This window comes from Pedobacter lithocola (genome assembly GCF_042650845.1).
Taxonomy (GTDB): Bacteria; Bacteroidota; Bacteroidia; order Sphingobacteriales; family Sphingobacteriaceae; genus Pedobacter; species Pedobacter lithocola.
The window spans coordinates 700487-725684 of the sequence record NZ_JBHSBW010000007.1; the positions used below are offsets into that span (position 1 = coordinate 700487).

Here is a 25198-nt window from a genome sequence, read left to right on the forward strand (position 1 = left end):
ATTTTGAATATTTATTAAATATCTGTAAATCAGGTTAGTATTTTTATATCACAAAACATAAGCTAATTGCTAACATAAATTTAACGTCAAAATTTTATGTTTGTATATCTTAATTAATAAACGGTCATGAAAAAAATCAAATGTATTTCACTCTTAGTAATAATTGTATTATCAGGTTCAGCATCCAAAGCTCAATTTAGTGGGTTAAAGGATAAATTGCTTAAAGTTGGAACCGCCCAAGGTGCTAAGGCTTTGGGTGTTGATAAATTTCTTAAGCAACCTGCAGCCATTACCACCTCCTTCGAAGATGTTGATAGAACAGGAGAAAAGATGCCTGATTTCAATGCAAATGCAAAATTTCAGCCGCTATATTTATTACCAAAAAACCCTGATGGTGGTTTTGTATTATGCGAAGGTTTTTACGAAATGACCAATAAAAGTTATTGTTTAAAAGCCGGAACATTTGCTCCTTCAAAAGGAGATGGATATATGTTTGCGCCGGTTTTAGGTGCTAAAGAAGAGGTAGTGGTTTCCGTTTTAAAAAGTGCAGAAAAACACCCTGATGTAGAACAGCACGATATACAAGCATTATTATGGGCAATCATTGCCCGAACAAAGTTTTCTGACTTTAATGGAACCATTAAATTAACAGCAGTTAAGCTTTTAACACCAAAACAGTTAACCCAATTGGAGGGTGGTGCGTTGGGTGTTTTACCATTTGATGTTATGGAAAAAGCAAAAGACCAGCTTCCATCGGGTATAAAGGCGGTTTTTGAGGCTGAGAATAACATTCGCCAGCTTGTAGCTTCAGGCAATTATACTTATGCCGATATGGAAAAGTACGCCATTATTGCCGGAATGGCCACTCCAAGAGCCGATGTACCAAGCGGAATATGGACCAAACATCCTGATGGTTATTATGTACGTTATTTCCCATCAGGTTATGCAATTACTAAAGTTCAGGTTTATGTACCAAAAGAGTTGGTAGCCGATGGCACTAAGTTAATTTACGATGCAGCGGGTGATATTGCTTGTCCGGCAAATACAGGTTCACAACGTTTGGCTCAAACAAATGAGCCGCTAAATGCAAATTATTCTGCTAAGTTGGTAACGGTTTGTAATCCAAAATAGATTTTGAAACTGGTTTAAATATATCAAGCGGTTTGTAATTAGCAGCGCAAGGCTTGTGCAAGAAACTAAATTTGTTCCCGTTTTACGCTTTACTGCGCTAACAGCCGAAATGGCTGTTGCTTCGTGTTCGCTTCAACCGGGGCTATTTTGCAAATGTAGTGTTCCATTTTAAGGGTTTGCGAAATGCGCAAACCGTTGTTGCTAAACCCGATTGCAATGAAAAGCCCCAATTTTTCATTGGGCTTGTAATGTAAAGCGGGACTGAAATATCAAAAGGATTACTGAACGTAAGTTTCCCAAAATTATGCTATTAAAATTGCCACAGAAACACAGAATTCACGGAAATTGAGTTTTCAAAATTACTTTATTATTCCCCAAATGTTAGGGAATGATTATGGGCATAATACGTTTTATAAACTTCCCCAAAAGCACCTCAACTTTGTTAAATAAACCCGATTGCAATGAAAAGCCTCAATTTTCATTGGGCTTGTAATGCAAAGCGGGACTGAAATATCAAAAGGATTACTGAACATTCATTTCCAAAAAATCATGGTGATAAAATTGCCACAGAAACACAGAATTCACGGAAACTGAGTTTTCAAAATTACTTTATTATTCCCCAAAAGCACCTCAACTTTGTTACATAAACCCGATTGCAATGAAAAGCCTTAGTTTTTCATTGGGCTTGTAATGTAAAGCGGGGCTATCGAAACCGATAGCCCCGCTGAAATTGCTTTACAAAGTCTATTTTATTTTGCTCCAGGTGGGCAATTATCTTTTAAAAATTTGGTGTATGTAAGCGATAAATGCTCACTTGTTCCTTCGCCTTCGGATATACCGTGTGTACGATTTGGATAAATCATTAGCTGAAAAACCTTCTTGTTTTTGATTAACTCGTTAATCAGCATTTCGGCGTTTTGGTAATGCACATTGTCATCACCAGTACCATGAATATACAGTAAATTGCCTTTTAGGTTTTTGGCATAAGTAATTGGCGAACCTTTTACGTAAGCCTCTTTGCTTGGAAATGGAGTGCCCATGTAACGCTCTTGATAAATGTTATCGTAGGTTAATTGGTTACCAACTGCTGCAATGGCAATGCCTGTTTTATAGATTTCTGGATATTGAAACATCAAATTTAAGGTTGATGAACCGCCGCCGCTCCAACCCCAAACGGCTACACGATCTTTATCCATAAATGCATTTGTAGCTAACAATTTTTTAGCAGCCATGGCTTGATCGCGGATGTTAATTACACCAATGTTTTTGTAAATACTTTTACGCCAGGTTGCGCCTTTTGGAACAGGAGCACCTCGATTATCCATCGAAATATAGATGTAACCATCTTTAGCCATATCGCCAGCGTATAAAAAGTTACGGCCAGCACCGTAAGTATCTGAGGCGGCTGGTGAAGCCGGTTCGCCATAAACATAAAATACAACGGGATACTTTTTATCAGGATTAAAGTTATCTGGTTTTTTCATCCAGCCATCCATTTCAACGCCATCGTCGGTAGTTACTTTAAAAAATTCTACCTTATTTTTTGGTGCTTCTTGTTTAGATAATTGTGTGGTTAAGCTGCCATCCATAGTAAAAGGATTGCCGGTGGTGAAATTCATCCACTCAGTAATTGGTCTGATTACAGCGCTATTGAATGTATGACGTGCAAACGTTGCGTTTGGAGAAATGTCGTAATTGTGTGTACCTGGTAGGATAGATGGCGTAACCTGTTCTAGTTTGCCTTTTCCATCTAATTTGGTTTTAAATAAATATTTTTGTGTTGCGTTGGTTGGTGATGCAATGAAATAAACATAGTTATTTTTCTCATCAATTAGTTTTACATCAATTACATCGTAATTTCCTTTGGTAACCAAGGTAGTTTTTTTACCATCGCGACTGATTCTGTACAAATGATTCCAGCCATCTTTATCAGAAAGAATGGTAAATTCTTTATTATCGGCTAACCATTTCCATTCATCTTGAGCATCAATCCAGGCTTTTGCACTTTCGGTATAAATTGATTTAGCAGTACCAGTTGCAGCATCGCAAAGGAAAACTTTACTTTCATTTTGCTCGCGACTAAGTTGTTGTAAAATAATTTCATTGGTGTTTGGTACCCATTGCATGCGGGGAATATAATGTTGGATGTTATCACCCGGAATATTTAACCAGTTTGTTTTTGCCGATGCAACATCAACTACACCAACTTTACAAGCTGATGGATTTTCACCAACTTTAGGATACTCTACCGGAATGGTATAAGGATAAATAGAATCGGTGTTATTTATCATTAAAAAATTTTTGATTTTGGTAGCATCAATTTGCCAGTAGGCAATGGTTTTGCTATCCGGGCTCCACCTGAAACCATCACGACAATCGAATTCTTCTTCGTAAACCCAATCAAATGTGCCGTTAATCATTCTATCGGTTCCATCCGTTGTTAAAGCTTTTGAGCCCGTTCCATCAACGTTTTCTACATATAAATTGTGTTTGCTAACGTAAGCTACTTTAGTGCCATCGGGAGATATTTTGGCAAACATTAAAGATGATGCCGGTTTATCTTTACCAATTTGAGTAATTTTATTGGCTATTAAATCGACCAGCCAGTAATCTCCACGGGTATCGTAACGCCAAACTTTTTTACTGTTGGTGTAGATTAGTGCTTTCTTTCCATCATCCGAAAGCTGAAAACTTCTAACTGCTATAGCATTATCTTTTCCGGTAGGAGTTAATAATGCTTTAGAAATAACTGTTTTTTTATCACTTTTTGGAAGGGTGACAGAAATAATTTCGCCGCCAGCAATTTGGTAATAAGAATTCCCATCTTTTGCCCAGTTTATACTTTGAGCTTGTACATCAGATATTGCAAATATGGCTATGCAAATGAGTGATAATGTAAATAGTAAGTTTTTTATCATAAAAAAATAAGGCATAAAAAAGCTTTTTAACTTTTGGGCTAATTTAAATAAAAAGCCGGCAGTTAAAAAGCCTTATATTAATTGAAAGTGGTTAATTATTCACCACCACCTTGTTGTTGCATTGCTTTTAATTCAGCATATGTAATTTCATCGTAACCAGCAGGTGCTTTAGTTACAGAAAGTTCACCAACTTTACCTTCAGTTAAAGATTTTAATGTAATTGTTGCTTGTGGAGTATCAACTAAAACAATTGTTCCTTTAATATCTTTGAAATCAGCAGTTGCAATATTTGCTGGAACTTCAACATCTAAAGTAGCCCATAATTCTCCTGTTCCACCTTTATCATCTTTAAATGTGTATTTTTCTGCATTGTAACCTGATACTGTTTTTTTCTCTCCAGTTGCTTTAAAATCAGAATATTTTGGTTTTGCAGCGTTAGATTCTTCCATATCTGCTTTAGTCATTTTTGCTGCATATTGTTTTTGAGCTACAGGAATATCAACCAAAACCATCCCGGTTTGAGATTTGTTATCCATTAAAACACCAATTGCAGCAGGACCAAATTCCATTTCTAATTTAGAAATATCTCCATTGAATTTTACCTTTTGTTCTTCTGGAGCACCAGGAGCTTCAATTTTATATTTGATACCATACACAATAGTACCTTCAGACATTTTCTTTTGAGCATGTGCAATAATTGCCGTGCTTACTAAAATTAAAGCGACAACGCTTGTTTTGATTGATTTTAACATGTTTTTATTTCAATTTAGTTTTTTACCAATTAATTTTTTCTTTGTTTAAGAATGATGCTATTCCTTTTTTAAAATCGTCACTTTCTCTAACACGGGCATTAATTTGAACCGCCGTTTCCAATATTTTTTCTAATAAAGGATTTGTAGTTTGACTAATCAACTGCTTTGTAATCATCAGTGAATTACCAGAACTTCCTGTACACAAACTTAATGCAAATTCTTTAACAGTTTGATTAATTTCTGATGAATTCGTTACAAAATTTATTAAATTATATTTTAATGCTTGCGCCGCAGGGAATGTATTGCCAGTCAATAAAATTTCTTTAGCAACAGTTTCGTTAACTTTTTGCCTTAAAAAGCATGAAACAATGGCTGGTACAAAACCAATTTTTACTTCCGTGTAGCCAAAATTGCTTTCGGGTGTTGCAAAAACAATATCGCAAATGGTTGCTAAACCACAGCCACCTGCAATTGCATGACCCTCAACCTGGGCTATTACTATTTTTGGCGAATAATAAATGGTAGTGAAAAGTCTTTTTAGATTGTTAGAATCAGCTACGTTTTCTTCGAAAGTGTTGTGCTGAAGTTGCTGGAGATATGCTAAATCAGCACCGGCACTAAAGGTACCACCATTAGCTTTTAAGACTATTATTTTAACTAAATTATCTTCTTCGGCTTGGATAAATGTGCTTGTTAGTTCAGCTATTACAGTGGGATTTAATGCATTTCGCTTTTCAGGGCGATTAATGGTAATGGTAGCAATTCTATCGGCTACGTTATATAAAACCAGAGGTTCCATGTTATTGGGTTAGGTGCACCAAATATGCAGGATTTTTCTTTAAAACATGTTGCTCAGCTCTATTATTTTCTGCAAAAGTTTTGAATATTTTGATTTTGTAATCTTTATTCGTTGCATCAATAAGCACATTTTTATACATGAGACTCTTTGGAAAATTTGACAATTTAAATTTAGTGTTGCCTGTTAACCAAAGACTTGTAAAATTTCCATCAACTTGCAAGGTTTTATAATTTAAAGATTCGCCTGCAATAAAGATGTTGTATTTGTCAAAAATAATTTGATTCTCTCTTCTAATGAAATGCTGTGAAATGGTATCTTTTAATAAGTCAATAAAATCGATTTTACTAATTTGAGATTGCTCTAATGCAGGTTTAATAAAGTATTGGTAATTTTTATCATCAACAGATAAATCGGTAACTAAAGTAGTTGCTCTGCCATTAATAAAAGCCGCAGCGTAATTTTTTCTTAATGAGAAAAAGATAATTTTCTTTTGATGAATGGCCGTCCAATCGCTATAGAAAATTAATGAAGAATACAATAAATAGATTAGGGATGATGCTAAAAGCATTTTTGCATTATATTTTGTAAGCGAATAAATTAACAATCCCAAAGCTAGACTCAATAAAGCGAACTCATACAAGTTTATCCAAAGAGATGAAAAGGTGGAATATGGCAAATCGGCAATCCACTTTAAAACAGAATTTGTAACCACAATTATCCATTCAAAAATGGGTGATAGTTTGTCTAGAAATGGAATCAAGACAGCGATTCCTAAAATCATAATGGCAATTAACGGAAGAAAAATAAACAAGTTCCCTATCAAAAAATATACGGGAAACTGATGGAAATAATAAATGCAAAGTGGAAAAGTAACAATTTGAGCAGAAAATGAAAGCGCAATTAATTCCCAGACTTTATTTAACCATTTGTTTTTAGCATAAACCCATTTATAAATTTTAGGTTGAATGTGTATTAGGCCAAAAACCGAAATATAGGATAACTGAAAACCTACATCCCAGATTAAAAATGGATTGTAAACGAGTTGGCAAAATGCAGCAAAAGCTAAAGTGTTGTATCCATTTTTGTTTTTAGCAAATGTTTTGGCAAAGATGAAAATTGTAATCATAATCGCTGCCCGAACTACAGATGGAGATAAACCTGTGATTAATGCGTAAATCCAGATTAAACTGCAAATCAATACAAATTTGAATATTCTGAGCAACCGCTTTTTATTCAGGAATGCTAAGCAAAAGTCGAGAATGAAGAAAATTATCGCTACGTGGCTGCCAGAAACAGATAGCGCATGGATGGTTCCCGTTTTAGAATATGCAGCTAAAGTTTCCTTGCTTAAATCTGCCCTGTAGCCTAAAATCAGTGTTGATGCAACCGCAAAAGCTTCATCATTCTTTATTAGTTTTCTATACTTTGCAATTTGCTATTCCCTTAAATTTAAAGCAAACCTGATAATCGGATTGCCAATGTTTCGGTTCGTTTTTAGTAAATGACTTTGATTGATGAAAGTTTGTTGGTAAACATTTTGACTGGCAAGCCAACTTTTAAAGTCAAATTCAGCAGGATTGTAAGGCGGCTCTACTTCTAAATATTTGGCAGATACGAAAAGTTCATCTCCATATTTTAAAGCAACAGGATTTAGACTATCTATTTTTAAAGCCAGTAATAACTGTCCGCTAAGTTTAATTTGCTTTGAATTTTCATAACCCGAAACAACCCTCGCTTTAAACCTTAAAATATCGTTTGTTTGCTCCGGCTCATTATTTACCCAAATCTTTAAATAGGTAAAATTTTCCTTGGCGAAATAATCAGCTTTTAGTTTTTCATTATTCAGTAAGCAAAGCAACCCTGCAAAAGCGAAAAAGAACAGGAAGATTAAAACACCCGTGAAACCTTTAAACCTGTAAGCATTTAGCTTTTTATAAAAAATATTGATGAAAAATATTGTGATGAAAATTATTGCACAAACACCAGCTAAAATCCAAATCATTTTTTCGGTTGGAAAGAAATAAAATATCCCAATACCAATTATGAATGGGAAAAGAATCCTAGCAAAAATGTATTCAGCTTTAAACATTTCTTAAAATTGATACCTTAATTGAATTTTTATTTCAGACTTCTTATTTCCTTGGATTTCATCAAGATATGAACCAACAGTTTCTACATCTTTGTACACAAACATGGCGTATCTAAACCATACATTTAATTTCTTTGCCAGGTTATATTTTAAATTCAAATATGTTCTAAAACCTTTGCCACTATACATGCCGAAGGCAAAACTGTATAAAACATCATCTTCATAAGCATAAATTCTACTGTTGTAACTTGGCGTATTGAAGTAAGCAATTCTTACATTTCCAGTAATTTTTGAAAACATTGGTGAGTAATCTACATCCTGGTAAATCAAATAGCCAAATTCTCGATTAGCATCACCTTTTTTATATTGAGAAACTTCTGCACGGTTTTGAAAACTCCATTTCTTGTTCAATTGCCAACTTACTTCAACACGGTAAGTTTCTCTCTTAACATCATCTAAAAAATTAATCGGAACTTCTAAATCTGTATTTTGCTGCTTATTTTCGGTTTTAAATCTGCCTAAAATTTTAAAAGTTTTACTTGGTGTATATACCGCCTGACTTAAAATTTCGTAACCTTTTGATGGCGCATCTACGCGAAATTTTAACCATGGAAACTTAAAATAATCGCCATAAACTGAAAATGCCCAGCGCTTGTTTGGTATTATATTTAAGCCAGCGTACAATCCGTTTTCATTTACCGCTTCGCTTGCCTCAGCTAAACCTTGATTGAAAAAGTTATGGTAATTTTTATCGTAACTTCTATAAGTTACTGCTGCAGAAACGGCAGGCGATAAACTTATCAAAGCACCGTTCACATACGCTAAACCACTATTTAAGCTTTTGCCAATTTCACAAAAGAAATAAATATTTTGATAAGTGTAATTGTAATATGCGCCCATATTTGTTAACGAATTACCTGTAAAACTAAACCTATCGTAAGTAGCCGTTTGTGTGATAAAATTGTTGCTGTAATTTGTGTGGTATGCAATTGCCCCAATTCCTAGTTCGTTTTTGGTGTATTGTAATGCAGCGCCATAAATCTGCTGACTTAAAGAATTTTTATTATCAATCTCTGTTGGTGTTTTATGATAGCCACTTTGATTTATGGTTGCCTGAACCAAATTTCCATCTGAATCTACATCCTGACTGGCATCCAAATTTCTAAAGGACACAAAAGGAGTGAGGTCGATATTTTTGTATAGATTAACTGTTGCCGATGCACCTCTCAAAAAGGAATATTCATTGGCAGAAGTGTAAGGTCGCAATCCCAAATCTTTCTTGGCTACGCTGGTTACATCTGGTCCTTTACCAAACGCAAAACCCGACCACATGGTAATGCCTTGTCCGAATTGCAACGTATAGTCGCCTACTACTAATTTTTTTACTTTACCTAGCTTGGCTAAAGCAATATTTCCCGAATAAAAATCGAATGGTTTACCAATAAATTTTTCTCCGGCATCTTTATCTATAGTTACCGCTGCCGATAAAATGTTGCCATAATGAAAACGATAGCGTGTTTGAAACCTTTCTGGCGAACCTAAGTATCGGTTTCCGGGCAAATCGGTAAAACCTTTTTGCTTTTGTAAAGTTTGAGCAAATCGCATCAGCAAATCATTCTCACCAAAATTAAAGACGTTTTTTAAAGTTAGTTTTTCATATTCGGTGGCTGCATTTATAGTAACAAATGGCAATAAGCTTTGAACTGTTTTTACATCAAAACCATCAATGGTTTGTAGTTCCAAAACATCAACAAAACTGCCGTTCTCCTTAACGTAAGTAAAAAAATTACTGATTTGTAATGAAGATAAGAATACTAAGTTCTTCAATTCCTCTGGCGATGCTTTATTTAGGTTTATCGGGTGTTTACGATATCGGGTTAACACATCTATCAACTCTGTTATGTCGTAATCTTCAGGAAGATTTTCTGCAACACTTTCTAATATATCCCTTACATCTACTTCCTGCTCGGCAATTTGTGCATTTGCAACAAAACTTATCATTACAAAAACTAAGGTTATTAACTTAAAACGCATACCCAACAGCAATTTGAGGTGCATAACCCAAGTTGGCATCATACGTTGTAGCCATATCTAACAAAAGCTTTTTGTAGTTTAAACCAAAGCCGGCATATTGCTTAAAAGGTTTTGCACTTAAACCACCTCTTAAACTCAATAAATTAAAAATTTTATAATCTATACCCAAACTAACGTCTATAGATTGGTTTAAGATTTTATTTATAGATGTAGCAATCAAAACTTTATCAGATGCTAAATAGCTTGCGCCAACATTGAAAGATGTATGTATTTCAATAGAAATTTCATTGGTGCTAAACTTTTGCTTTGATGGATTGCTTACAAATGCGCCAAAACTAAAGTGACTATCTAATTGATACAAAGCACCAACATCTACTGAAAACCCTGTGGAAGTGCCGTAATTGTTAATTTTTAGCTGATGGTAATTTCCATTTAGCGCAAGCGATAATTTTTCACCAAACTTTTTAGCATAAGCAAAACCGATTTTACTTTCATTGTACTCTGAAAAACCATAGCGCTGAAAACTGGCACCAACAAAGTTGTTTTTGAACGGTAAAACTGCAACTAAAGCTTGTGTACTTACTTCGTTGCTAAAAAGATGTTTGATGTAGTTTATTGAAGCAGTAGGTTTCTCAATCGAGGTAATTCCAGATGGATTTGCCTGCAAAGCCCAAATATCGTTAACAGCTGCGCCATTGTTGCCCATAGCCGTAAGCCTCGGGCCCAAATTGTTTTGAGCTAATAAATAAAATGGAGTTAGGGAGATTAACAATACATACCATATCTTCATAAAAGGGCGTTAAACCAGTTAAAAAAATAGGGGTGATTGTTGTTTGGTTATCCTAATGTAGATAAATTTTAATCTAAAACAAAAAGATTGTATGATTAATTATTATGTTGAAATTCATTCAACATCTCCATTGCAGTTTAAGACCTTGAAATAATTCAGGGTGACAACCGCTTAATTTTCAGGAAATCAAAATAGGATTTTAAACAGATTAACTACAGCTCCTGCGATAAATTCACTAAAAAGCCTTTGAGCTTTTCTAACGAATCAATAATTTTTTGATTTTCTTTAACACCCGATTTATTATTTTTCAAATGCTCTTTCGCACCTTTTAAAGTAAAGCCTTTCTCATCAACCAAATTGAAAATTATCTTTAAATTTTCTATGTCTTCTGGAGTAAATAATCGGTTACCTTTCTTATTTTTTTTAGGTTGTAAAATGTCAAATTCCTTTTCGTAAAATCGAATTTGAGATGCGTTAACATTAAACATTTCAGTCACTTCGCCCATGGTATAATACATTTTATTGATGTCTCTTTCTTTATACGGCATTATTTGTGCTTGATTATGAGTGCTTTATATCGTTTAATTAATTATTCAAATGTAGCTCGATTTTTCCTTATTAACGCAATAAAATTTTAATTTTGTTTCTCCAATAATTTAATAATGACAGCACAAGAGATAAGACAAGCATTCCTAGATTTTTTTAAAGAAAAACAACATCATATTGTTTCATCTGCGCCAATCGTGGTAAAAAACGACCCAACTTTAATGTTTACCAACGCCGGTATGAATCAATTTAAAGAATTGTTTTTAGGAGAAGCACCAATTAAATATCCTCGTGTTGCCGATACTCAGCGTTGTTTACGGGTGTCTGGAAAACATAACGATTTAGAAGAGGTAGGAATAGACACCTATCACCATACTATGTTCGAAATGCTTGGAAACTGGAGTTTTGGTGATTACTTTAAAAAAGATGCTATAGATTGGAGTTGGGAATTGTTAACTGAAGTGTACAAAATTCCGAAAGATAAATTATACGTTACTTATTTTGAAGGTGATGAAAAGGAAGGTTTAGAGAAAGACCAGGAAGCATACGACTTTTGGAAACAATATGTTGATGAAAGCCATATTTTACCAGGAAATAAAAAGGATAATTTTTGGGAAATGGGCGACACTGGACCATGCGGACCTTGTTCTGAAATTCATGTAGATTGCCGCACCGATGAAGAAAAGGCATTGGTTGATGGTGTTACTTTGGTAAATGCCGATCATCCGCAGGTTATCGAAATTTGGAACAACGTATTTATGCAATTTAACCGTTTAAAGGATGGTTCGTTACAAAGCTTACCCGCTAAGCATGTGGATACAGGCATGGGTTTCGAACGTTTAGTACGAGTTTTACAAGAAAAAACTTCTAATTATGATACCGATGTTTTCCAACCGATGATTCAGTTTATTGCTGAAAAATCTGGGATTAAATATGGTGCTGACGAAAAAACAGATGTAGCTATGCGTGTTATGGCCGACCATATACGTGCCATTTCTTTTGTAATTGCCGATGGACAATTGCCTTCAAATAATAAAGCAGGCTATGTTATTCGAAGAATCTTGCGCCGTGCTGTTCGTTATGCTTACACTTTCTTAAATTTCAAAGAGCCGTTTTTAAATCAGCTAGTTCCGTTATTGGCCGAACAATTTAAAGGTGTATTTGATGAATTGATTTCGCAACAGGATTTTGTTCAGAAAGTAGTTTTAGAAGAAGAGGTTTCTTTTCTAAGAACTTTATCAACAGGAATTCAACGTTTTGAAAAATATCAAGCTTCAAATAATGTAGTTGAGGGAAATTTTGCTTTTGAACTATCCGATACCTTTGGTTTCCCTATTGATTTGACAGAACTAATGGCTCGTGAAAAGGGTTGGAGTGTAGATATTTCAGGATATGAGCAAGCACTCCAAAAACAAAAAGATGATAGCCGTGCTGCAACCGCAATTGATACTGGCGACTGGATTATTGTAAACACCGACGAACAAAGCGAATTTGTTGGTTATGATGATTTTGAAATAGAAACTGAAATTTTAAAATACCGCAAGGTTAAAGCTAAAGGAAAGGAACAATATCAAATTGTTTTACGCCAAACGCCATTTTATGCAGAAAGTGGTGGTCAGGTAGGTGATACCGGTCGTTTAGAAGACCATAGTAGACAATTCTGGGTTGACATTACGGATACAAAAAAGGAAAATGGATTAACAGTTCATTTTGCAGATATTTTACCTGATAGCTTGGAAGGAAAATTTTGGGCGGTTGTTGATGAAGATAAGCGAGTGCTAACAGAAGATAATCATTCTGCAACACACCTTTTGCACGCAGCATTAAAGCAGGTTTTAGGCAAACATGTAAATCAAAAAGGTTCATTGGTTAATGCCGATTATTTGCGTTTTGATTTTTCTCATTTTGCTAAGGTAACTGGCGAAGAACTGGCTCAAATCGAAGTCATTGTAAATCAGAAAATACGCCAAAACATTAAGCTAAAAGAACAAAGAAACGTACCATATCAAGATGCTATTGAAAGTGGTGTAACCGCTTTATTCGGAGAAAAGTATGGCGATTTTGTTCGCATGATAACTTTTGATGATCATTTTTCGAAAGAACTTTGCGGGGGAACGCATGTAAAGGCTACGGGTCAAATTGGTTCTTTCAAAATTATTTCTGAAAGTGCTGTTGCAGCTGGTGTTCGTAGAATTGAAGCGATAACGGCTGATAAAGCGGAGCAATATTTCTTAGATCAACGCAAAGAACTTGGTCATTTAAAAGCATTGCTTAATGGTTCTAAAGATTTGTCAGCATCAGTTCAAGCACTTTTGGATGAAAATGCAAAACTGAAAAAAGAGATTGAAAAATCTACTTTAGAGCGTGTTGATATTTTAAAGCATGAAATTGTACATCACGTTCGTGGCATAAATGGTGTAAATCTCATTGCTAAACATATTGATTTACAAAGCGCTGATGCAATTAAAAACTTAGCGTTTTCACTAAAAGATATGGTTGATAATTTGTTTTTGGTTTTTACTACGGAAATAGATTCAAAGCCGGGCATTACAGTAATGCTATCTGATGATTTGGTTAAAAAGGGAATGAATGCTTCGAATATCGTTCGGGAGTTAGGTAAAGAAATTCAAGGTGGTGGTGGCGGACAACCATTCTACGCAACTGCAGGTGGTAAAAATCCAGAGGGTTTAAAAACAGTATTAACAAAGGCTGAGCACTTTATAGCTTTATAAGTTAATATTAAATTATTCGGTAGTTATAATTGATAAATCTTTGATAAGAAATCAAAAAAAAAAGAGGCTTTTAAAGCCTCTTTTTCTATTTAATGTCTTCCATGCTTTTCTCTATGTCCTCTTGAGAATAAACTTGAATTTACTCTTCTATCATGATGTCTGTAATCAACACGTTGTGGTTTGTAATAATTTCTCGGCGAATTATATCTAACCGGACCGCGACCACCATATGATGAGCGAATAACATTTACATGATTCGAATATCTGGTTCGATGCGTGTTATAGCTTCGGTAAGGACTATTTCCGTAAACTACAACTTTTCTTCCATGATTTAAATTATAACCACGATATCGAGCTGGTAAATACCTTGACCTTGTCCATCGGTTTCCATTTAAATAAACGAATTGCCTTGTCGGCACCGAATAGTAGGATTGAACTTCTGGAAGATAATAATAATTAACGTTTTGATACCCAGCCGGAACCCATCTCGGTTGGGCACCAATGTTAACGTTTACATTTACTTGAGCATTAGTTTGATTAGATGTTAAAGCCACGATACCTACAATCGCGGAGATGATTAATAACTTTTTCATAATCGTTTTTATTTTGTGTGTACAAATATAAATTCAAACGCTATGCCAAAATTTGTATTGTAACAGAGATATAAAAAAAAGGATTCTCTTTAGAAAATCCCTTGATTAATTTTAACATTTTTTAATGTTTGCCTTTACCATTTCCATGGCCTTTACCATTGTTGCCTTTACCGTTGTTGGCTTTACCGTATATTTTTTTTGCTTGTCCGGGAGGCATACCATGAGGATGACCTTTAACAACATAATATTTACTATCTCGGCTATCTCTTATAACCAATTGACCTTTGTTACCTTTGTACTTTGCATATTTAACTTTATCGTTCTTAAAATTTAAATATGGTTTCGGGGAATTAATTACGACCTTATATCCATTGTATAAGTTATAATTACCATATCTACTAGGTAAATTATTAGCAAAAACCCAATCATTACCATTTAAATAAATAAATTGTTTCTGCGGTACATAATAATAACTTTCAACTTCGGGTAAGTAGTAATAATCAACGTGGTCGTAGCCGGTTGGTCCCCAAAGTGGTTGTTGACCAATGTTTACATTCACATTTAATTGAGCCTTAGCCGGCATACTGAGAAATGAAACCATCATTACTGCAGCCATTAAAAATAATCTTTTCATAATCGATTTAATTTGTGTGTTCATTATTTAATTCAAACCCTGTGCCAATTATAATCTTTACTACTACCGATTGAATCTGTTTGATGGAATTGATAAATAATTATCTTTAAAATCATCCCTTTATTCTAGCAAATAAACTTTAGTTAAATAACTATATTTGCCTATTAAATTTAAGATAGATAGACCTTAAACTGTGTTCTTCTGTTGTTAATAATAAATAAATGCCTTTACAAGAAACAAGCCCACAAAGCACTTACGAACTCGTTTCAGGACTGGAAATACATGTTCAGTTAAATACCAATACCAAAATATTTTCTTCCGATAGTGCATCGTTTGGAGCATTACCAAATCAAAATATATCTACAGTTTCTCTTGCGTTGCCAGGTGCTTTACCGAAATTGAACAAAGAGGTTGTAGCAAAAGCGATTCGAATTGGGTTGGCTTTAAACTGCACCATAAATCAAATTAATCACTTCGATAGAAAAAATTATTTTTACGCAGATTTGCCAAAAGGATACCAAATTACGCAAGATAATCAACCAATTTGCATTAATGGATTTTTAGAAGTTGAGCTTTCTGATGGTTCTACGAAGAAAATTGGAATCAATCGAATTCATTTAGAAGAAGATGCCGGCAAAAGCATTCACGACCAAGATGATAGTTTTTCTTTAGTTGATTTAAACCGTGCTGGGGTTCCCTTAATAGAAATTGTTACTGAACCTGATATTCGGAGTGCAGAAGAGGCATCGGCTTTGCTAAGCGAAATAAGAAAACTTGTGCGCCACTTAAATGTGAGTGATGGTAACATGGAAGAAGGTAGTTTGCGTTGCGATGCAAACATCTCCATCAGAGAAAACGGGACGACAGAATTCGGAACGCGTTGCGAAGTGAAAAATTTAAATTCGATGCGTAATGTACGTAGAGCGATGGATTTTGAATTCGGCAGACAAGTAGAAGTAGTTAGTAATGGTGGCACAATTATTCAAAGTACATTAAATTTTGATGCTGATAAGGGTACCACATCTCCAATGCGAACCAAAGAAGAAGCGAATGATTACCGCTATTTTTCTGACCCAGATTTGCAACCTATACACATATCTAATGAATGGTTAGCTGAAATCAAATCGGCTATGCCAGCTTTACCAAACGAAATTTCGAAACAAATGATTGAAGATTTTAGTATTAGCAAATCAGATGCAGCATTATTTGCCGAGGATTTGGACTTGCTGAACTACTTTAATCAGGCTTTACCAATCGTAAACAACCAGAAAACATTAATAAATTGGTTAATCGGACCAATCAGAGCAGTTCTAAGTGAAAAAGGTATAGCCATTAACAGCTACAAAGTTTTACCAAAGCAACTGGCTGTAACCATTAATTTAGTTGATGATAAAAAAATAACACAGCAAATAGCAATACAACAACTCCTACCTGCTGTTGAAGAACAAGAAGGTAGTAATGTAGCGGTTTTGGCGCAATCTATGAATTTACTTATTTCTGAAAATAGTGATGAGCTTGGTGGCTTTATTGATGAGGTTTTAAATAAATTCCCACAGCAAGTTGAGGCATATAAAAAAGGCAAAAAAGGCGTTTTAGGCTTATTTGTTGGCGAGGTAATGAAGTTAGCAAAAGGCAAAGCCGATGCTAAAAAATTAAATGAATTAATATTAGAAAAATTAAAATAATGAGATTGAAAAACTTTAGTCTTATCGTGTTAATCGCGATAGCATTTACAGCATGTAAACAAAAAGATGACTTTACTATTGATGGTACATTCAAAAATCCGGGTGCCGAAAAGAAAGTATTTTTATACGGAATGCAAAGCAGCGAAATGATCGCGATTGATTCTACCAACTTATCAGAAAAAGGTGAATTTAAATTTATCCGTAAGACACCATCTGTCGATTTTTTCCGTGTTTCTATTGGTAATCATGAGTTTATGCTTATTGCAAAAAATGGTGATGAAATTAAATTGGAGGCCGATTTAGCCGACAAAACAATGGCTTATAAAATTTCAGGTGCTAACGAAGTAGAAAAGTTATCGGAATTAAATGCGATCAGAAATAATTTCGCGAAACAAGTAGAGAAATTGCAGGCAGATTTCGAGACAAAAGTTGCTTCTCAACCTCAAAACCGAGCAGCAATTTTGGAGCAAATGAAACCTCAGTACGAATCTTATATCAATCAATTAAATGATCAGATTATAAAATTCGCGAAAGATAACAAAGGTACGCTAGCAAGTTTTTACGCAATGAATACCTTAAGTTCGCAAGAATTTGAAGCTGAGTTGGTGAAATTTGCTGATGAAGTTAAAGAAGAAATTAAAGGAAATGCAACTGTAGATACCTTTGTGAAGCAAATGGCTTTGCTCAAAACGGTACAGGTAGGTCAGGTTGCTCCAGCATTTACAGTAAATACAGCAGATGGAAAACCGGTTAGCTTATCAAATTATAAAGGAAAATATGTTCTGGTAGATTTTTGGGCATCATGGTGTCAGCCTTGTCGCCAGGAAAACCCAAATGTGGTTAAAGTTTACAATAAATATAAAGCCAAAAACTTCGATATTTTAGGTATTTCGTTAGATACAGACAAAGCTGCCTGGTTAGGTGCTGTAAAAGCTGATGGGTTGATGTGGACACAGGTTTCAGAATTGAAAGATTTTAACGGAGAAACAGTTAAGAAATATCAGGTTCAGGCAATTCCAACTTCCTACCTTATTGACCCAGCTGGTAAAATCGCAGCAAAAAACCTTCGTGGGGATGAATTAGAAGCATTTTTAGCAAAAACGTTACGATAAAAGAAACTCAATGTTAAACTAATTTAAGTTATTAACAATTTCTTAACTTAGTGTTAACTGAAAATTACATCAGAGACACTACTTTCGTAACAAATATTTAACTATGAACAACGCAGGTCAGAAAATATTAATTGTTGATGATGAACCAGATATTCTGGAATTGATAGAATATAACCTTAAAAAGGAAGGCTATCAAGTTTTCACTGCATCAAACGGTCAGGAGGGAATTACGGTTGCCAAAAAGGTTCATCCCGATTTAATAATTCTGGATATTATGATGCCAAAAATGGACGGGATAGAGGCTTGCCGCTTAATGAGGGCAATTCCTGAATTCAAAAATACATTTATGGTTTTCTTAACTGCCAGGAGCGAGGAGTATTCTGAAATTGCTGGTTTTAACGTTGGTGCTGATGATTATATCGCAAAACCTATCAAACCTAGAGCTTTAATCAGCCGAATAAATGCTATATTAAGAAGAAACACCAGCTCTGAGGAAGTATCTGAAAACAAACTTGAAATTGGCGATTTAGTCATCGACCGTGAAGCATATTTGGTTTTTCAAGGTGGCAACAAAGTCGTTTTGGCTAAAAAAGAATTCGAATTGTTATATCTTTTGGCTTCTAAACCTGGCAAAGTTTACACTCGCGAATCAATCCTTAAAAATATCTGGGAGGATTCAGTTGTTGTAACAAACCGTACAATTGATGTTCACATTCGTAAATTACGTGAGAAATTAGGCGAAACTTATGTTTCCACTGTAAAAGGTGTTGGTTATAAATTTGAGCTTTCATAGATAAATTAAACACCGAGTAGTAAAATTTCCTTTATAAAAGAATTAACACAGATTTTTCATAGAATTAATCTGTGTTTTTTTTTGCTTATGCTTATGATAGTTTACATGGAAGACGCTAATTATAAATACACATTTGGCATAATTTCCCACGCCCAAGGCTTTTTAAACGTTTTGAACGTTCTCAATTGAGAGAAATATAATACTTCACTACTTCTCTGATTGGAAATATCTCTTTTGTGCAAATTGCCTACAGTTGTAAATAATTCTCTAGTTTTAAAATCGTAAACCCTTTCAGTCATATCGCCGGTGTTTTGATTAAAATATAGATTTATTGCGCTTGTTAAAAACCAATCTTTATTTTCAAATTTAAAAGTATATCCAAGTTCCCAACGCCATTCTGCACCGCCTTGAAATCTTAAATACAATTGCTGGTCTTTAATTGAAATGCGTTGTAATGGGTCGCCAAGCTTACCGCCCTCTTCAGAACGTAAAATGAAATCATTATTTTGAGCCGATAAATGATAATCTCCTGTTGAGTTATCTTTAAAATAAATGGCTAAAATTCGTGGCTTTTGTGTCTCCTTTATAATATCTGTGTTATTATCGCCGTAAGTTCGGGTTTCATCAGTAATTTTATTCGATTCGAAAACCATCGCCAAATCGTCGATGTTATCACCATTCAAATCGCCATTTGCCGTTTCAATAACCGTCCAATTGTTAGGAGTAAGTTGTGCTTGCGATGAACCTTGCGCTTTAACCTTAGGGAATATGAATGATTTTTGCGCAAAAGATGACTCTACAAAAATTGTCAATAAAAAGAATAAGAAAAACTTCATTCAGTAAATGGCGTTGATGTAGCTATACAACGCGATTTCTGCAAATTTAGTTTAGCAAGATAATATCATAATTCAAAATTCATTTCCAATCCATAAGTCTTAAAAATGCCGTACTTTTGCATTTTAAATATACCTTTTGAAAACAGATATTTTTATCATTATACCGCCTTTTACCCAACTGAATACAGCATATCCAGCGTCAGCATATATAAAAGGCTTTTTAAATACCAAAAACATAAGTTCTTTCCAGGCTGATTTAGGTATTGAAGTAATTTTAAAGATGTTTTCTAAGCAAGGTTTGGAAAATTTATTTTCTGTTGACAACCAAAAACCAAATAGCGATAATTCAAAACGGATTTTAGCGCTTAGCGATGAATATTTAAAAACGATTGATGCTGTAATTGCTTTTCTTCAAGGTAAAAACCCAACATTGGCGCTACAAATTTGTGGTGATGATTTTCTGCCTCAAGCCTCAAGATTTGCACAACTCGAAGAACTGGATTGGGCTTTCGGAGCAATGGGAACTCAAGATAAAGCCAAGCATTTGGCAACACTTTACCTAGAAGATATTTCTGATTTCATTGTAGATTGTGTTGATGAAAACTTTGGTTTTAGTCGATACGCCGAACGTTTGGGGAGAAGTGCAAACTCATTTGATGAACTTTATAATGCTTTACAACAGGAAACAAGTTATATAGATAGCATCCTGATTTCGGTTTTAAAAGATTACATAGAAACTGTTCAACCTAAATTATTTTTAATCTCTGTTCCCTTCCCTGGAAATTTATACAGCGCTTTCCGCTGTGCACAGTGGGTTAAAACACATTTTCCTGAGATAAAGATTTCAATGGGAGGTGGTTTTCCTAATACAGAACTCCGTTCACTTTCTGATAAAAGAGTTTTTGAATTTTTCGATTTTATTACACTAGATGATGGTGAATTGCCTATCGAATTACTCCTTCAAAATATTAGTTGTGTTGTGCCTGTGGAAATGCAAGTGTATAAACGTACGTTCTTGCTCGAAAATGATGAAGTAGTTTACAAAAACGATTCTTTTAGAAAAGATTACAAACAGGCTGATGTAGGTACGCCCGATTATTCGGGTTTAATTTTGGATAAGTACATTTCGGTAATTGAAATTGTTAACCCAATGCACCGCATGTGGAGCGATGGTAGATGGAATAAACTTACCATGGCGCATGGCTGTTACTGGGGAAAATGTACTTTTTGCGATATTTCTTTGGATTATATCAAGGTTTTCGAACCCGTTCAGGCGAAACAAATTGTAGATAGGATCGAAGAATTATCTGCGAAAACCGGTCAAAATGGATTTCATTTTGTGGATGAGGCTGCTCCACCAGCTTTGATGCGTGAAGTGGCTTTGGAAATTCTTCGCAGAAAACTCGCAGTAACCTGGTGGACCAACATTCGATTTGAAAAAAGTTTTACAGCCGATTTATGTTTGTTGCTAAAAGCATCAGGCTGTATTGCGGTTTCTGGCGGGTTAGAAGTAGCATCTGATAGGCTACTAAAACTGATTGAAAAAGGTGTTACTGTTGAGCAAGTGGCTAGAGTTACTCGCAATTTTACCGAGGCTGGTATAATGGTGCATGCTTATTTAATGTACGGTTATCCAACTCAAACCATTCAAGAAACGGTGGATAGTTTAGAAATGGTTCGACAATTATTTGAAGTAGGTGTTTTGCAATCAGGTTTCTGGCATCAATTTGCCATGACAGCTCATAGTCCGGTAGGGATGTACCCAGAAAAATTCGGCGTAGTAAAGGAAACTGAAAGCATTGGTAGTTTTGCCAATAACGACATTAATTATATTGATAAAACCGGCATCGACCATAATAAGTTTAGCTTTGGATTAAAGAAATCGCTATTCAATTTTATGCATGGAATTTGTTTTGATTATGAACTGCAAGACTGGTTTGATTTTAAAATCCCAAAAACAAGAATTCCACATGATTTTATTGAAAAGGCTTTAAAAGAGGATAATCACTTTCAAACTAAACCAACAGCAAAAGTGGTTTGGATAGGAGGAAAACCATTAACTGAATACTTTACAAAATCAAAAAAAGGCAACACCTGGGAAATAGCATCTTTAACTTTTCATGATAAAAGAGAAAGTTTTACCATTCAAACGAATAAAATTGAAGGCGAATGGCTTTCTCTAATGTTACAGAAAGTGCATGTTTCAAATGAAAGTGTTTATACATTTTCCGATGTTAAGGCAGATTTTGAAACCCAAATGGAAAATTTCGAATTATTCTGGTTTTCTAAACCAATAAATACGTTGAGGGAATTTGGGTTGTTGGTTCTGTAATTATCTCCACTCAAAGTCATGCTTATTTCATTTCAGCATCTTAGTGTTTAGAAATAAATTAACCAAATAAGAAACATAAGATTCACATAAGCTCTAAGCCGAATATTTTCTTACATTCCTTATGGTATATGCATTAGTTAATCGCAATGCGGTACCGTATAGGTCCACGTTTCTGATTCTCCGTTTGGTACAACAAAACCATTACCTTTTGCATTTTCAAACCACAATTTGCCACGAAGTTTTTCTCTGGTTCCAACTTCATTCATGGTTGCGCTATCATACAATCGACCATTAATCATTACGTATTTTATCTTTTCAGAGTTTCGAATATCATCCAAAGGATTGGCGTCCATAATAACCAGATCAGCTAATTTTCCGACTTCCAACGATCCAATTTCCTTATCCATACCTAAATAATGTGCTCCATTAAGGGTTGCATTTCTAATCGCCTGTAATGGAGAAAAACCACCCTGAACAAACATCCATAATTCCCAGTGTGCACCTAATCCTTGGATTTGACCGTGAGCACCAAGATTGACTTTCGTTCCGCCATCTGCGATTTTCTTCGCTGCTTTTGCAATATCAATATGGTTGTAATCACTATATTCTGATGTAGTTCTGCGTCTTGCTCTTGCATCAATAATCGAACGTGGTGTGTAAGTCATTAACTTTTCGTTTTCCCAAACATTCGTTCTATCATACCAATAATTTTCTCCCCACTGCCCGCCGTAAGCCACGATTAGGGTAGGTGTGTAGCCAACTTCTGTGTTGTTCCAAAGCGTGGTCACATCTTTGTAAACGGGTAAAACCGGAATGCTGTGTTCTATTCCTGTATGTCCATCGGCAATCATATTCATGTTATGAAAAAACGTAGAGCCACCTTCTGGCACAACCTCCATTTTTAACTGGCGGGCAGCCTCTAAAATTTGCTGACGTTGCTCTCTGCGGGGTTGATTATAAGATTTTACCGAAAAAGCACCAACAGCTTGCAATCGTTTAAGATTTGCCAAGGCATCATCTAAACTGTTAATTACTACTTTAAAATCGCCATCGGCACCGTATAAAATAGAACCCGTAGAATAAACCCTCGGACCAATCATCCTACCAGCTTTCAATATTTCACTTTGGCTAAAAACCATTTCCGTATTGCTCGATGGGTCGTGTGCTGTAGTTACACCAAAAGCCAAATTTGCCATGTAACTCCAATCCGTTTGCGGTGTAATTCCATCAGGACTTGTGCGTAAGTGAGCATGCACATCAATAATACCTGGCATAATGGTTTTGCCATTTACATCTATCACTTTAGCGTTTGCTGGGATGGTTACTGCATCAGTTTTACCTATAGCTGTAATTTTATTTCCATCCGTTACAATAGTTCCGTTTTCGATAACTTCATCTCCTTTCATGGAGATAATTCTGGCACCTTTTAGTACAACAATTCCTTTAGGCAAATCAGACTTTATAACCAAATTTATATCATTTGAAGTTGCCTGAGTTTTAGGAGTACTACCATCAAAATTAAATGCGCTATTTACATTTATGCTATAATATTTTGGGCCTAATGTCCAATGTAAGTTTTTACTGTCGGCACTCCACTGCATGTAGGTTCCGCCATCGGTAGTAACTTTTGCAACTGGGATAGCTTTATTTCCTGCTGAGACATCTTGAGCAACGCCAACACTTATCATTGGTGTGATGTAAACATTAAAAAGCTCGTTAAACGCAAGCCATTTATTATCCGGACTGATTACAAACTGATTTGCATATTGCGATGTAAAGTGTGTTCTTTCATTAGCGCCATTTAAATCGATACTTTTTAAGGCCTTTTTACCATCCGCATAGCTTTGAAAATAAATTCTTGTATCGGTGTTATTAAACTGAGGACGAATACCATTTTCCGAAATCAAGGTTTTTACACCACCATTTGCGGGCATAGTGAATATTCCAGTTCCACGGCCATAACTATAACCTAAAACATCATTACCGCTTCCCTTTCTAAAAACAATTTTATCTCCTTTGGTAGAATATTGTGGCGAATAATAAAAGCCTTTTTCATCGCTTAGTGTTATTGTTTTCCCTGATTTTAAATCTGTTCTTTTTATCGCTCCGCGAAGCTCATCACTCCAAGTCGTATAAATAACAAACTTTCCATCCGGGCTAAAACTTGGTTCAAATTCAAAATCCAAACTGTTCGTTAATCGCTCTGGCGTACCATTTGGTAATTCTTGTTTGTAAAGATATCCTGCCGCATTAAAAACTAATGTCTTTTCATCTGGCGAGGTTTTTAATTGCCTCAACATTTTAGCAGAAAACTCATTTTTAAACACTTGTTGCTCAAAATGTAAAGCCTGTTGAACGGTTTGAACACTATTCGCTTGAAAGGGAATGGTTGTATTAATTAAAGTAGCAATTTCGGTTTTTCTGATTTTTCCTTTCGCATAATAAACTAAACTTTTGCTATCGCGCATCCAGGCGAAGTTTGGATAAACACCAAAAATTGCCCAGGTTTCTTGTTGGTCGTGAGATAAATCTTCATTAATTGGCCATTCTTCGCCAGTTTTAATATTTTGTACAAAAAGAGTAGATTTTAAACGTACCCTTTTTACAAATGCAATCAAATTTCCATCAGGCGATACCTGCGGTCTGCATGCGCCACCTTGCTCATCAATCAAATTTGTTAATTTTCCAGTGGTTAAATCCAGTTGGCGGATGGCGTAAATGGTTCCATTTGGGTCTTTACTGTATTCAAAATTCGGTGCCGGAGTAACATCTTCGCTGAAATAAACATATCTTCCATCTGGCGAAACATTTGGTTCTCCAGCATCCTGCTGGTCGTTTTTGCGTTTAGTTAACTGAACGCCATCGCCACCATTAATGTTGTACATCCACATTTCGCCGGCACCTAAAGAACGGCCAGCAGTAAAATGTTTACGGGCAATAAGATATTCGCTATTCGGCATCCATGTAGCATTGTTAAGCAATCTGAAAGATTCTTTAGTAACTTGCTTTTTATTGCTTCCATCGCGACTCATTATCCAAATATTATCACCGCCATTTTTATCGCTGGTGTAAGAAATGTATTTTCCATTCGGGCTGAACCTCGGTTGGACATCAAAAGCTATGCCTCCACTAATTAATTTTGCCTGACCACCAGAAATTGGCATGGTATAAATGTCGCCAAGTAAGTCGAACACAATTTCCTGCCCATCCGGACTAACATCCAAGTTCATCCAAGTTCCTTCATCGGTATTTAAGGTGAAATTTTTAGTTGTACCCATGTATTTTTCTATATCCCACTTTTTTTCTTGGGCGTTGGTAGTGAAAAAGAATAAGCATAAGGCAGATAGGACGTAGAGATGTTTCATCTAAATTTTGATTAATTGTGGTGCAATTTAGTAATATCAACAGCTTTTTTATAGTTT

General features: G+C 35.1%; 18 protein-coding genes. 6 read left to right on the forward strand and 12 right to left on the reverse strand.

The annotated features are described in order from the left end of the window. Positions 1 to 126: 126 nt before the first annotated feature. Positions 127 to 1131 (forward strand): hypothetical protein, encoded by a 1005-nt coding sequence (locus tag ACFOWA_RS05340; RefSeq protein WP_378982508.1) that lies wholly within the window; start codon positions 127 to 129, stop codon positions 1129 to 1131. Positions 1132 to 1880: 749 nt separating this feature from the next. Here the strand turns inward: ACFOWA_RS05340 and ACFOWA_RS05345 are convergent. The 8 genes from ACFOWA_RS05345 to ACFOWA_RS05380 all read right to left on the reverse strand — a co-directional run bounded on the left by ACFOWA_RS05345 (position 1881) and on the right by ACFOWA_RS05380 (position 11061). Next, positions 1881 to 4064: a S9 family peptidase gene (locus ACFOWA_RS05345; RefSeq protein ID WP_378982509.1), complete on the reverse strand. Its 2184-nt coding sequence runs from the start codon at positions 4062 to 4064 to the stop codon at positions 1881 to 1883. A gap of 80 nt (positions 4065 to 4144) precedes the next feature. Continuing rightward, positions 4145 to 4801: a DUF4412 domain-containing protein gene (locus tag ACFOWA_RS05350; RefSeq protein ID WP_378982511.1), complete on the reverse strand. Its 657-nt coding sequence runs from the start codon at positions 4799 to 4801 to the stop codon at positions 4145 to 4147. A 22-nt stretch (positions 4802 to 4823) separates the two neighbouring features. Beyond that, on the reverse strand, positions 4824 to 5600 hold the full coding sequence (locus ACFOWA_RS05355) for an enoyl-CoA hydratase/isomerase family protein (protein WP_378982513.1): 777 nt from the start codon (positions 5598 to 5600) through the stop codon (positions 4824 to 4826). A 1-nt stretch (position 5601) separates the two neighbouring features. Then, a complete protein-coding gene (locus tag ACFOWA_RS05360; RefSeq protein ID WP_378984126.1) occupies positions 5602 to 7032 on the reverse strand; it encodes a ComEC/Rec2 family competence protein in 1431 nt (476 codons plus the stop codon). 3 nt (positions 7033 to 7035) lie between these two features. After that, complete coding sequence (locus tag ACFOWA_RS05365; protein ID WP_378982515.1) at positions 7036 to 7689, reverse strand: ComEC/Rec2 family competence protein; 654 nt, start codon at positions 7687 to 7689, stop codon at positions 7036 to 7038. A 3-nt stretch (positions 7690 to 7692) separates the two neighbouring features. Next, positions 7693 to 9723 (reverse strand): helix-hairpin-helix domain-containing protein, encoded by a 2031-nt coding sequence (locus ACFOWA_RS05370; protein WP_378982517.1) that lies wholly within the window; start codon positions 9721 to 9723, stop codon positions 7693 to 7695. After that, complete coding sequence (traF, locus tag ACFOWA_RS05375) at positions 9713 to 10513, reverse strand: conjugal transfer protein TraF (protein WP_378982519.1); 801 nt, start codon at positions 10511 to 10513, stop codon at positions 9713 to 9715. Before traF ends, ACFOWA_RS05370 begins: the two co-directional genes overlap by 11 nt. A 212-nt stretch (positions 10514 to 10725) precedes the next feature. Continuing rightward, a complete protein-coding gene (locus ACFOWA_RS05380; RefSeq protein WP_378982520.1) occupies positions 10726 to 11061 on the reverse strand; it encodes a MerR family transcriptional regulator in 336 nt (111 codons plus the stop codon). A 114-nt stretch (positions 11062 to 11175) separates the two neighbouring features. Here ACFOWA_RS05380 and alaS point away from each other — a divergent pair, with 114 nt between their 5' ends. Next, positions 11176 to 13791: an alanine--tRNA ligase gene (alaS, locus tag ACFOWA_RS05385; RefSeq protein ID WP_378982522.1), complete on the forward strand. Its 2616-nt coding sequence runs from the start codon at positions 11176 to 11178 to the stop codon at positions 13789 to 13791. Between the two features lie 89 nt (positions 13792 to 13880). Here alaS and ACFOWA_RS05390 read toward each other — a convergent pair whose 3' ends face one another. Beyond that, the gene (locus ACFOWA_RS05390) at positions 13881 to 14384 is read right to left on the reverse strand and encodes a hypothetical protein (protein ID WP_378982524.1); all 504 of its coding nucleotides are present in this window, start codon (positions 14382 to 14384) and stop codon (positions 13881 to 13883) included. Positions 14385 to 14505: 121 nt separating this feature from the next. Continuing rightward, the gene (locus tag ACFOWA_RS05395; protein ID WP_378982526.1) at positions 14506 to 15018 is read right to left on the reverse strand and encodes a hypothetical protein; all 513 of its coding nucleotides are present in this window, start codon (positions 15016 to 15018) and stop codon (positions 14506 to 14508) included. 221 nt (positions 15019 to 15239) lie between these two features. Here ACFOWA_RS05395 and gatB point away from each other — a divergent pair, with 221 nt between their 5' ends. The 3 genes from gatB to ACFOWA_RS05410 all read left to right on the forward strand — a co-directional run bounded on the left by gatB (position 15240) and on the right by ACFOWA_RS05410 (position 18608). Next, complete coding sequence (gatB, locus tag ACFOWA_RS05400) at positions 15240 to 16703, forward strand: Asp-tRNA(Asn)/Glu-tRNA(Gln) amidotransferase subunit GatB (RefSeq protein WP_378982528.1); 1464 nt, start codon at positions 15240 to 15242, stop codon at positions 16701 to 16703. Next, a complete protein-coding gene (locus tag ACFOWA_RS05405; RefSeq protein ID WP_378982530.1) occupies positions 16703 to 17815 on the forward strand; it encodes a redoxin domain-containing protein in 1113 nt (370 codons plus the stop codon). The genes gatB and ACFOWA_RS05405 overlap by 1 nt, the downstream gene beginning before the upstream one ends. Positions 17816 to 17918: 103 nt before the next feature. Further along, complete coding sequence (locus ACFOWA_RS05410; RefSeq protein ID WP_123206110.1) at positions 17919 to 18608, forward strand: response regulator transcription factor; 690 nt, start codon at positions 17919 to 17921, stop codon at positions 18606 to 18608. Between the two features lie 119 nt (positions 18609 to 18727). Here ACFOWA_RS05410 and ACFOWA_RS05415 read toward each other — a convergent pair whose 3' ends face one another. Continuing rightward, positions 18728 to 19444: a hypothetical protein gene (locus ACFOWA_RS05415; RefSeq protein ID WP_378982532.1), complete on the reverse strand. Its 717-nt coding sequence runs from the start codon at positions 19442 to 19444 to the stop codon at positions 18728 to 18730. Positions 19445 to 19580: 136 nt separating this feature from the next. Here ACFOWA_RS05415 and ACFOWA_RS05420 point away from each other — a divergent pair, with 136 nt between their 5' ends. Next, on the forward strand, positions 19581 to 21776 hold the full coding sequence (locus tag ACFOWA_RS05420) for a B12-binding domain-containing radical SAM protein (protein WP_378982534.1): 2196 nt from the start codon (positions 19581 to 19583) through the stop codon (positions 21774 to 21776). Positions 21777 to 21913: 137 nt separating this feature from the next. Here ACFOWA_RS05420 and ACFOWA_RS05425 read toward each other — a convergent pair whose 3' ends face one another. Beyond that, the gene (locus ACFOWA_RS05425; protein ID WP_378982536.1) at positions 21914 to 25141 is read right to left on the reverse strand and encodes an amidohydrolase family protein; all 3228 of its coding nucleotides are present in this window, start codon (positions 25139 to 25141) and stop codon (positions 21914 to 21916) included. Positions 25142 to 25198: the final 57 nt, after the last annotated feature.